Consider the following 10,004-nt stretch of genomic DNA (forward strand, 5'->3'; position numbering starts at 1 on the left):
GGACTAAAGGCTTCGGCGTTGATCACCGGCATGAACGAGCCCTTGGCGTCGGCCGCCGGCAACGCCGTCGAGGTGCGCAACGCCGTTGATTTCCTCACCGGCCGGTATCGTGACCGTCGGCTCGAGGACGTGACGCTGGCGCTGGCCGCCGAAATGCTGCAGTCGGCCGGGCTGGTGTCGTCCAACCAGGATGGCATGCGGCGCGCCACCGAGACACTCGCCAGCGGCCGCGCCGCCGCCACCTTCGCACGCATGGTGGCCGCGCTTGGCGGCCCCGCCAATTTCATCGAGAAGCCGGAAAAGTATCTGCCGGCGGCGACGATCGAATTTGCCGTCAAGGCGACCGTAAACGGCTTCGTCACCGGCATCGCCACCCGCGATATCGGGCTCGCCGTGGTCGGCCTGGGAGGTGGACGCACGCGGCCGGACGACAGGATCGACCCCGCGGTCGGCATCACCAGGCTGTTGCCGGTCGGTGCGGAGGTTGGGATCGGCGAGCCGCTGGCGCTGATCCATGCCCGCTCATCGGCCGATGCCGAGGCCGCCGCGGCTACCGTGCTTTCGGCCTATACGGTCGGCGCCTCGAAGCCGCCCGCCGACAAGTCGGTCATCCGGCGGATTCTGCCGCGCGGCTAAAGCAATTTCAGGAAAAGTGTGGACCGGTTTTCCCGGGAAAGCGCATAGCGCTTTCCCTTGGGAATTGCGGCAAACGAATAGCCTTACTGGACGAGCAGCAGCGTGCCGTTCTCGACCTGGTATCTGTCGAGCCGGTTGAGGAAGCTCATGCCGATCAGATTGGTGCGCAGCGCCCTGTCGTCGAGCACGATGGTCTGGACGTCATTGACCGTGATGTTGCCGATCTGCAGGCGGTCGATCATGGCCACGACCGCCTTGATGGTGCCGTTGGCGGTGTTGACCTCGTGACTGAAGTCCGAAGCGTTCAGCGACAAGCCGATCCTGCGTGCCGTCGACATGTTGATGGCGACCAGCGTGGCGCCGGTGTCGATCATGCCGTCGACCTGGCGTCCGTTGAACTTGAAAGCCGATGAGAAATGTCCGCGATCGTCTGCCGCGACGACCACCTTGCGGCCCATCGGCAGCGGTGCCGCGGGCTTGTTGGGCACCGATGCCAGATTGACGTCTGGTTGGGCTTCGACCGCTTGTTTGCCCGGCACCGCCGACCTCAGCAGGTTTTCGACGAGTTGCGGATTGGACTGATACACAATCGGTATCGATGCCGATGAACCGGCGAAAACGGCGAGGATGAGAAGTTTGCGCAGCATGGATCGGCCTCGCCGCATGACCCCCGGAAATCGGGATCGATTTTCGGAAAGGCTCACGCGCAAATCAAAATGCTACAGCGTCCTTTGCGCGTCCGAAATGGACGCGCGGCGCCGTAGTGACAGCCGATCGTTAGACCCGGATGGTGTTTGCCGCTTTAACGCGCGCCAAAACCGCGCCTTTGCGTAAACATTTGGTAAATCGCACCAAGGTGACTTTGCCTGGTATTACTTGGTCCCGTACATGCGGTCGCCGGCGTCGCCGAGGCCGGGCATAATGTAGCCCTTCTCGTTGAGCTGGCGGTCGATCGAAGCGGTGAAGACGGGAACGTCCGGATGCGCCTTGAGAAAGCGTTCGATGCCTTCGGGCGCCGCCAGCAGGCAAAGGAAACGGATGTTGGTGGCGCCGCGCTCTTTCAGCTTGTCGATCGCCGCGATCGCCGAATTGGCGGTGGCCAGCATTGGATCGACGACGATCACCAGCCGGTCGGCGAGATCGCTCGGCGCCTTGAAGAAATATTCGACCGCTTCCAGCGTTTCGTGATCGCGGTAGAGACCGACATGGGCGACGCGGGCCGCCGGAACCAGGTCGAGCAGGCCTTCCAGCAAGCCGTTGCCGGCGCGCAGCACGGAGGCAAAGACCAGCTTCTTGCCCTCAAGCGTCGGCGCTTCCATGGTTTCCATCGGCGTCTCGATGGTCGTCGTCGTCAGTTCGAGGTTGCGGGTGACCTCGTATCCGAGCAGCAGCGAGATTTCGCGCAGCAGCCGGCGAAAGCCGGCCGTCGAGGTTTCCTTCTTGCGCATGATGGTCAGCTTGTGCTGGACAAGCGGGTGGTCGACGACGGTGACGCCCTGCATGGTGTTCTCCTGATGCCTGCGCCCGAAAATGCGCGCATGGCCCTTTCGGACGCGCCGCGCTTCAAGCTGCCTGAGCGAACCCTAGCGGCAATGCGCCGGCCAAGGAACCGCTTGGCCCGCACCGACCACAGCTTTGTCGGCGGAAATCAGCGTGCCGCGCTGTTCAACCGGGCAAGAAGCGCGGTCTTCGTCTTTCTATCGACGAAAGCGGCTTCGATGGCGGTGCGGGTGACGACGGCCAGCGCCTTTTCGTTCATCGAGAAATGCTCGGCGGCAATGTCGTATTCCCGCTTCAGCGAGGTCCAGAAATAGGGCGGATCGTCGGAATTGAGCGTCACCTTGCAGCCGGCCGCCTGCAGGGCCGGAAATGGATGATCGGCGAAACTGTCGAACACCTTGAGCGCGATGTTAGAACCGGGGCAGCATTCCAGCACGACGCCCTCGTCGGCGATGCGCCGGACGAGGTCCGGGTTCTCGATGGCGCGCACGCCATGGCCGATGCGGGACGGACGGATATGATCGAGCGCCGCCTGGACGGTCTCCCAGCCCGTCAATTCGCCGGCGTGGATGGTGATGCCGAGCCCGGCCTCGCGGGCGATCTCGAAAGCCCTGACATAGTCCTCCATATCGCCGATGCGCTCATCGCCGGCGACGCCGAAACCGGTGACCAGCGGATGCCCGCAGCGCGCCGCAAAGCGCGCCGCCTGCTCGATCGACTCGACGCCGACATGGCGCACGCCGGTGACGATCATGCGGCCCTCGATGCCGGTCTTGGCCTTGGCGCGGGCCATGCCTTCGCCGAGCGCATCGGTATAGGCCTTGGGCGACAGGCCGGCCTTTTTCGCGTGGTCCGGCGAGGTGAACACCTCGGAATAGATGGCGCCATCGCGAGCGAGACTGGTCAGATAATGGTCGGCCAGCCGCGCATAGTCCTCCTCGGTCCGGAACAGATCGGCGGAAAAATCATAAGCCGCCAGGAAGGAGGTGAAGTCATGCCAGACGAAGGAACCGTTCTGGATATAGGGCGAGGTGTCCTTGCCGTATTTCTGCGCCTGGCGGATGACGAGTTCGGGCGCCGCTGCCCCTTCGATGTGGCAGTGCAGTTCCGCTTTCAAAGGCATTCAACCATCCCGTCGGTCCGTCCAGGTCTCGAAAACCCGCCACCTGGAAGCGCGGCTGAACACCGCGCCTTAAACAATAGCGCCCGCACCATCGATCGGCTATGGTCCCGCCGGTTTTATGACGGATCAAAAAAATGTCAGTTGAGAGAACCACGGCCGCGGGCGGCATGGAAACCTCCTATGGTTTCAAGCGTGTAGGGGCTGGCGACAAGCAGTCCCTGGTCAACGATGTTTTCCACAAGGTCGCCAACCGCTACGACCTGATGAACGATCTGATGTCGGCCGGCCTGCACCGGCTGTGGAAGGACGCCATGGTCACCTGGCTCAATCCTCCCAAAAGGATCGGCTGGCGCGTGCTGGACGTTGCCGGCGGCACCGGCGACATCGCCTTCCGCATCGTCGATGCCAGCCACGGCAATGCCTATGCCACCGTGCTCGACATCAATGGCTCGATGCTGGCCGTCGGCCGCGACCGGGCCGAAAAGAAGGGCCTGTCCGGCAACACCGATTTCGTCGAGGCCAATGCCGAGGAACTGCCCTTTGCCGATGCCACATTCGACGCTTACACCATCGCTTTCGGCATCCGCAACGTGCCGCGCATCGAGGTGGCCTTGGGCGAAGCGTTTCGCGTGCTGAAGCCCGGCGGGCGCTTCCTGTGCCTGGAGTTTTCCGAGGTCGAGATGCCGCTTCTCGACAAGGCCTACGAAGCCTGGTCGTTCAACGCCATTCCAAAGATCGGCAAGATGGTCACTGGCGACGGCGAACCCTATTCCTATCTGGTCGAATCGATCGCCAGGTTTCCCAATCAGCAGAATTTCGCGACGATGATTTCCCGCGCCGGCTTCGACCGCGTTTCCTTCCGCAACTACTCCGGCGGTATTGCAGCACTTCATTCGGGCTGGAAGCTTTGAGGCCGGGCCGCATTTCTCACAACCGACGCGTGCTATGCCGGTTCAAAGAGCCGGCAGGATTGGCGCTGCCATGAGCAATGTCAGTGCAGGATTCCGGCTCGTAAGGGCCGGCTGGGTGCTGGTCCGCGAGGGTGTCGTCGCCGCTCTGCCGGGTGAGGAACTGTCCGGCCTGCCGAAGTTCGGATGGCGGATGGCGCGGCTGTTCACCCGCCGCCGCGCGCTGGCCTATGAGCGCAGCGACCGGCTGGCCAAGGCGGTCGTCCGGCTCGGTCCATCTTATGTAAAGCTCGGCCAGTTCCTGGCGACACGGCCCGACGTCGTCGGCAACGACATGGCGCTCGATCTCGCCACGTTGCAGGACAAGATGCACACCTTCCCCCGGGCCGAGGCCATCGCGGCGATCGAGGCTTCGCTCGGGCGCAAGATCGGCGATCTCTATACGCAATTCGGCGACCCGGTCGCCGCCGCCTCCATCGCCCAGGTCCATGCCGCCGACGCTGTCCATGACGGCATTGCCACCAAGGTGGCGGTCAAGGTGATCCGGCCCGGCGTGCGCCGCCGTTTCTTCCAGGATCTCGAAAGCTATTTCCTCGCCGCTCGCCTGCAGGAGAAATACATCCCCTCGTCCCGCCGGCTGCGGCCGGTCGAGGTCACCCAGACGCTGGCGCAGACCACCAAGATCGAGATGGATCTTCGCCTCGAGGCGGCGGCTCTCTCGGAGCTCGGCGAAAGCACCAGGGATGACCCCGGCTTTCGCGTGCCGTCCGTCGACTGGGAGCGCACCGGCCGCGACGTCTTGACCATGGAATGGGTCGACGGCGTCAAGATGAACGACATTGCCGGCCTGGAAGCCGCCGGCCACGATTTGAAGGCGATCGCAGCCAACCTCATCCAGTCGTTCCTGCGCCACACCCTGCGCGACGGCTTCTTCCATGCCGACATGCATCCGGGCAATTTGTTCGTCGAGGCAAACGGCACCATCGTTGCCGTCGATCTCGGCATTGCCGGCAGGCTCGGCAAGAAGGAGCGCCGCTTCCTCGCCGAAATTCTCTACGGCTTCATCACGCGCGACTATCTGCGTGTCGCCGAGGTCCATTTCGAGGCCGGCTATGTGCCGCGCCAGCACAATGTCGCAGCCTTCGCGCAGGCGATCCGGGCGATCGGGGAGCCGATCCATGGCCAGCCGGCCGAGACCATCTCGATGGCCAAGCTTCTGACGCTGCTGTTCGAGGTCACCGAACTCTTCGACATGGCGACGCGGCCCGAATTGATCCTGTTGCAGAAGACCATGGTGGTGGTCGAGGGCGTGGCGCGCACGCTCGACCCGGCCTTCAACATGTGGAAGACGGCCGAGCCGGTGGTCGGCGACTGGATATCAGGTAATCTTGGGCCGCGTGGCATGATGATCGATGCGCGTGACGGCGCCCGGGCGCTGCTCACCCTGGCCCGCCAGATTCCCGAGCTTGCGGCGCGCACCGACCGGCTGTCGCGCGAGATCGACCTGATGGCCGAGCACGGCCTGCGCTTCGACGAGACCACCGCCGACGCCATCGGCAAGGCCGAGGCGCGCTACAGCCGCTCCGGCCGCTGGGCACTCTGGGTAATTGCGCTGACGCTGGTCTATATCGCCTGGAAGATCATCTGAGTGCAGGCAATGACAGCAATGCTGTCATTGCAGTCGGAAATCGAGATCGCTATATTCTACGTAGGAGTGTGCATATGGCGAGGATTACCGTCCGCAATCTGGAAGACCATGTCATGCGGCGGCTACGCGAGCGCGGCGCCGCGCGGGGCGTTTCCATGGAGCAGGAAGCGCGGGACGTGCTCGCCGCATCCGTTGGGCTGCCGACCACAAAAGGGTTCGACCGAACGGGTTTGGCATCTGGGGAAAGACCCAAGGATCAATCAATCGCAAGAATGCAGGAATAGCCATGGGCACCCTGACGATCCGCAATCTCGACGAGGATTTGAAGCAAAGGCTGCGCGAGCAGGCCGCCAGACATGGCGTGTCAATGGAGCAGGAGGCAAGAACCCTGTTGTTGAAGGATGTAGCGGCAGTCAACAAGCACGACGACGATGTCGTCACGGCAGAGGAAATCCTCGAATTCGGTCGACGATTGCGAAAAGTGGACTTCGATCAGAAAAAACTAACGGATGAGCTCTGGTCCTTCATCGAGGAGGACTGACTGTGGTGATCGACACCTCCGCGATTTTGGCCATCCTCAAGCAGGAGCCTGATGCACCGGTGATAGCCCAGCGCCTCGCCGGAAATCAGCTGATGTTTATGAGCGCCGCGACCCTGATGGAATGTGGCACGGTCATCGTCGGACGTTATGGGGCGGCCGGCACAGCTGAGTTGAGAGGCCTTCTAGAAAGACTGAAAGTCACGATCGTCGCTCTCACTGCCGAACATGCACAGGCCGGCATTGAAGCCTATGCCCTCTATGGCCGCGGCACTGGCCATCCCGCCAAACTCAACATGGGCGACTGTTTTTCCTACGCCCTCGCCAGGACGCGAAACCTGCCGCTGCTTTTCAAGGGCAATGATTTCATCCATACCGATATCGAACCGGCGCTGAAGCCGGCATGACACTCGATAAGAACTGGTCTTGGGCATGAGCCTCTCCGGCAAGCGCATCCTGCTCATCATCGGCGGCGGCATCGCCGCCTACAAGGCGTTGGATCTCATCCGCCGGCTGCGCGAGCGCGGGGCCGCGGTTCGGGTGGTCATGACATCGGCCGCGCAGGAATTCATCACCACGCTGTCGGCCGGCGCGCTCTCCGCCGACCATGTCTTTACCGAACTGTTCGACCGCCAGGACGAGCACGATGTCGGCCACATCAGGCTGTCGCGAGAGGCCGATCTGCTGGTGGTGGCGCCCGCCACCGCCGACCTGATGGCCAAGCTCGCCAATGGCCACGCCAACGATCTGGCCTCCACCGTGCTCATCGCCACCGACAAGCCGGTGTTGATGGCGCCGGCCATGAACCCCAGAATGTGGGCGCATCCGGCTACCCGCCGCAACCGCGCGACACTCCAGAAAGACGGTGTCATCTTCGTCGGTCCGGCCAGGGGTGAGATGGCCGAAAGCAATGAAGCGGGCGAAGGCCGCATGGCCGAGCCGCTGGAGATCGTCGCCGCGATCGAGGCACTGCTCGACGTCGGCCCGAAGCCGCTGTCGGGGCGCAGGATCATCGTCACCTCCGGCCCCACGCATGAGCCGATCGACCCGGTGCGCTACATCGCCAACCGTTCGTCCGGCAAGCAGGGCCATGCCATAGCGGCGGCACTGGCCAGGCTCGGCGCCGATGTGCGCCTCGTTTCCGGCCCAGTCGATATTGCCGATCCGGCTGGCGTGAAGACCATCCATGTCGAACGTGCGCAAGAGATGCGCGACGCGGTGGAACAGCTGCTGCCTGCCGACGCGGCGGTGTTCGTCGCCGCCGTTGCCGACTGGCGAACCGAGAATTCAGCCGGTGAGAAGATCAAAAAGGTCGCCGGCGAAGGGCCGCCGGTGCTGCGCATGGTCGAAAATCCCGACATTCTCGCCGGCGTCGGCCATCACAGCCAGCGACCCGGCCTGGTTATCGGCTTCGCCGCCGAGACGCAGGATCTCCTGCGCAACGCCGAGGCCAAACTCAAGAAAAAAGGCGCCGATCTCATCGTCGCCAACGACGTGTCGCAGGGAAGCGGCGTCGGTTCTTCGGGCGTGATGGGCGGCGATCGCAACCGGGTGCGGATCGTGTCAAAGGCTGGCGTCGAGGAATGGCCGGAGATGAGCAAGGACGATGTGGCGGCGCGGCTCGCCGCCTTGATCGCCGAAAGGCTTAAAACCATCATCGTTTGAACCGACGCAGAGACGTTCTGAGGCAGTGACGCACTGCCCTGCCGCGAGACGACATTCAGGCAGCGCTTTAAGTCCTGCGGCTCTACCTCAATTGGTCAAAAGCTGCGCGGTCCGGGCAAGCGCGCCGGCGAAGCCGTTGAGCGGAATGGAAAAGTTCACCGCTTGTCCGGTATCTGCCGCGAAAGCGTCGATCTTCAGTGTGGTGCCTGATTTCAGCAGCGGCGTGACAGTCGCATCGAACACCACCGGCACCAGACAGCCGACGACCTGGCAGGTGTTGAACGCCAGGCTGCCGTCCAGCTTCTGATCGTCGATGGTCAGGCTGACCCCCTTGGCCAGCGCCAGGCCGAACGGCAACGCAAGCGTGCCCGTGGCATCCTCGCCGGTCTTGCTCGACAGCTCGATCGCCAGCAGCCGCTGATTGCTTTGCTTGTTGAATTGCTGATGCGACAGGCTGCAGGTCTTGGCCGTGCCCGATATCTGGCAATTGACCGTCCAGTCGCCGTGGGTTTCAGACAGTGCCGACGCGCCGCCGGGCAACTGCGGCGCATCCGCGGCAGCGGGTGCCGCGACCGCCTTGTCGCTCTTGGTTTGCGCCGCCACGGCCGCCACGCCGACGGTGCAGGCAACACCCAGCATCGCCACGAAATACGCGTACTTCCTCATCAAGATCCCTCCCGCCCGGCTCCGCCTCGGGCCAGCTAGAAACTGACCTTGAGAGACGCGCTGATCGCGTTCTGTTTAACCGTTTCGCCGAAGGCGCCATTATATCTGACGGACATGCCGACGCCATTGACGCCGTTCAGCTCAAGGCCGGCGCCGACCCGATAGAGCGGCGAATCGACGGCCTCCGTCAAGTGCAATGCGGGGTTGCCAGGCAGATTCTCCGCCGCCGCGAAGCGACCTTCGATTTCCCACTCCTTGTCGGAAAACTCCACGCCAGCCTTGCCGTAGACGCGAAGGCTGGCAATGTCGCTGAGTGCAATGTCGGTACCGATCTCGAAAGCCGGCGTCGCCGAATAATACATGTTGGCGCTGCCGTCGAAGTTGAAGGCGGCAACCGAGCCCACTTCCTTGCCGGAAACACGCAGCCAGCGCGCGTCGAACTGCAGGGTCGGCTGCAGGTAGAAAACACCCATCTCCTGCGTTATGCCGAGCCGCGCCGAACCGCCGAACTGGGCGGTTTTCTGCGTGTAGGTGACACTGTTGCCGATGCCAGGCAGCAATGCCTCCGGCAGATAATCGCCGATCAGCGTTTCGCCCGGAATGAAGGCCACCTGATCGAGATGCGTATCGCGCTCGCCCTTGAAGGAGCCGGTGCCGCCGCCGACTGCGAAGTCGATGAAGTAGTTCTTGTCGGCATATTTCGCCAGCGCATACGCCTGCCAGGATTCGCCTGTCGTGGCCGACAGCAATTCGCCGTTGAAATCGATCTTCGAGTCGAATTCGGTCCGGCCTATCGTTGCGCCGAGCGACCAGTGCTGGCTGACCTCGCCAATGCCGCCAAGCGACATCGTCTTCATGACGTCGTCTCGGCTGGTGGTGCCGGCCCCAGCGTCGCGGCTGTACTCGGCTTGCGGACTGATCGACGCCCAGACACAGCGTCCGTCGGGATCCTTGTAGGCGGGAACGCCGGTGCATTCGCGCGCCGCCTCCAGCATGATGTCCGTGGAGCGGTTGATCATCTCGAATGTGTGCACGGCATAGTGCGGCGTCAGCCGCGTCAGGGCCGAGCCGAGCTCCATTTCATCGGGCAGGAAGCGCAGCATGTTGATCAACAGCGCCATCGGATTGTCTGGGCTCGAAGAAGCCTCGACATCATCGAGATACTGCGCCATCTGGAAGACGCCGGGATCGGTCGTGCCGGAGTTAGGATCCTGTGCCAACTCCAGGAAAGTCGGATTGTCGGCATAGAGAACCAGATCCGTTCCGCCGACCACCTTGGTCAGGAAATTGAAGCCGACCGCCGGATGCAGCGTCGTGGGC

10 protein-coding genes and 1 pseudogene are annotated in these 10,004 nt (G+C 63.1%); 6 read left to right on the forward strand and 5 right to left on the reverse strand.

Features of this window, described 5'->3' with window-relative positions:
- Positions 1 to 636 (forward strand): annotated as a pseudogene (locus EOC06_RS42175) (thymidine phosphorylase); the annotation flags it as partial.
- An 83-nt stretch (positions 637 to 719) separates the two neighbouring features.
- On the opposite strand, the gene EOC06_RS10565 reads toward EOC06_RS42175, so the two are convergent.
- The 3 genes from EOC06_RS10565 to EOC06_RS10575 form a co-directional block, all read right to left on the reverse strand.
- Complete coding sequence (locus tag EOC06_RS10565; RefSeq protein WP_128307701.1) at positions 720 to 1,283, reverse strand: TIGR02281 family clan AA aspartic protease; 564 nt, start codon at positions 1,281 to 1,283, stop codon at positions 720 to 722.
- 225 nt (positions 1,284 to 1,508) lie between these two features.
- The gene (gene upp, locus EOC06_RS10570) at positions 1,509 to 2,138 is read right to left on the reverse strand and encodes a uracil phosphoribosyltransferase (RefSeq protein WP_127266929.1); all 630 of its coding nucleotides are present in this window, start codon (positions 2,136 to 2,138) and stop codon (positions 1,509 to 1,511) included.
- A gap of 146 nt (positions 2,139 to 2,284) precedes the next feature.
- Complete coding sequence (locus EOC06_RS10575) at positions 2,285 to 3,259, reverse strand: adenosine deaminase (RefSeq protein WP_128307702.1); 975 nt, start codon at positions 3,257 to 3,259, stop codon at positions 2,285 to 2,287.
- Between the two features lie 134 nt (positions 3,260 to 3,393).
- Between EOC06_RS10575 and ubiE the strand changes: the two genes are divergently transcribed.
- The 5 genes from ubiE (at position 3,394) to coaBC (ending at position 8,018) form a co-directional block, all read left to right on the forward strand.
- On the forward strand, positions 3,394 to 4,170 hold the full coding sequence (gene ubiE / locus EOC06_RS10580; RefSeq protein ID WP_128307703.1) for a bifunctional demethylmenaquinone methyltransferase/2-methoxy-6-polyprenyl-1,4-benzoquinol methylase UbiE: 777 nt from the start codon (positions 3,394 to 3,396) through the stop codon (positions 4,168 to 4,170).
- Positions 4,171 to 4,240: 70 nt separating this feature from the next.
- Positions 4,241 to 5,815 (forward strand): 2-polyprenylphenol 6-hydroxylase, encoded by a 1,575-nt coding sequence (ubiB, locus tag EOC06_RS10585; protein ID WP_127272445.1) that lies wholly within the window; start codon positions 4,241 to 4,243, stop codon positions 5,813 to 5,815.
- Positions 5,816 to 6,101: 286 nt separating this feature from the next.
- Positions 6,102 to 6,356 (forward strand): hypothetical protein, encoded by a 255-nt coding sequence (locus EOC06_RS10595; RefSeq protein WP_127270486.1) that lies wholly within the window; start codon positions 6,102 to 6,104, stop codon positions 6,354 to 6,356.
- Positions 6,357 to 6,358: 2 nt separating this feature from the next.
- The gene (locus tag EOC06_RS10600; protein WP_128307704.1) at positions 6,359 to 6,760 is read left to right on the forward strand and encodes a type II toxin-antitoxin system VapC family toxin; all 402 of its coding nucleotides are present in this window, start codon (positions 6,359 to 6,361) and stop codon (positions 6,758 to 6,760) included.
- 25 nt (positions 6,761 to 6,785) lie between these two features.
- On the forward strand, positions 6,786 to 8,018 hold the full coding sequence (coaBC, locus tag EOC06_RS10605; RefSeq protein WP_127328337.1) for a bifunctional phosphopantothenoylcysteine decarboxylase/phosphopantothenate--cysteine ligase CoaBC: 1,233 nt from the start codon (positions 6,786 to 6,788) through the stop codon (positions 8,016 to 8,018).
- An 87-nt stretch (positions 8,019 to 8,105) separates the two neighbouring features.
- On the opposite strand, the gene EOC06_RS10610 is transcribed toward coaBC, so the two are convergent.
- Together EOC06_RS10610 and EOC06_RS42180 are read right to left on the reverse strand one after the other, a co-directional pair.
- Positions 8,106 to 8,684, reverse strand: a complete 579-nt coding sequence (locus EOC06_RS10610; RefSeq protein ID WP_127379941.1) for an invasion associated locus B family protein — start codon at positions 8,682 to 8,684, stop codon at positions 8,106 to 8,108.
- Between the two features lie 35 nt (positions 8,685 to 8,719).
- On the reverse strand, positions 8,720 to 10,004 hold a 1,285-nt coding region (locus EOC06_RS42180; protein WP_245469468.1), incomplete at its 5' end, for an autotransporter domain-containing protein.

Origin of the sequence: Mesorhizobium sp. M7A.F.Ca.MR.362.00.0.0 (assembly GCF_004023175.1) — a bacterium.
In the GTDB taxonomy this organism is placed as follows: domain Bacteria; phylum Pseudomonadota; class Alphaproteobacteria; order Rhizobiales; family Rhizobiaceae; genus Mesorhizobium.

Bases quoted from the DNA above. Each gene is read 5' to 3' on its own strand.
- coaBC (WP_127328337.1), top strand. From the start codon at position 6,786: ATGAGCCTCTCCGGCAAGCGCATCCTGCTCATCATCGGCGGCGGCATC.
- EOC06_RS10595 (WP_127270486.1), top strand. From the start codon at position 6,102: ATGGGCACCCTGACGATCCGCAATCTCGACGAGGATTTGAAGCAAAGG.
- EOC06_RS10565 (WP_128307701.1), bottom strand. From the start codon at position 1,283: ATGCTGCGCAAACTTCTCATCCTCGCCGTTTTCGCCGGTTCATCGGCA.
- ubiB (WP_127272445.1), top strand. From the start codon at position 4,241: ATGAGCAATGTCAGTGCAGGATTCCGGCTCGTAAGGGCCGGCTGGGTG.
- EOC06_RS10575 (WP_128307702.1), bottom strand. From the start codon at position 3,259: ATGCCTTTGAAAGCGGAACTGCACTGCCACATCGAAGGGGCAGCGGCG.
- upp (WP_127266929.1), bottom strand. From the start codon at position 2,138: ATGCAGGGCGTCACCGTCGTCGACCACCCGCTTGTCCAGCACAAGCTG.
- ubiE (WP_128307703.1), top strand. From the start codon at position 3,394: ATGTCAGTTGAGAGAACCACGGCCGCGGGCGGCATGGAAACCTCCTAT.
- EOC06_RS10610 (WP_127379941.1), bottom strand. From the start codon at position 8,684: ATGAGGAAGTACGCGTATTTCGTGGCGATGCTGGGTGTTGCCTGCACC.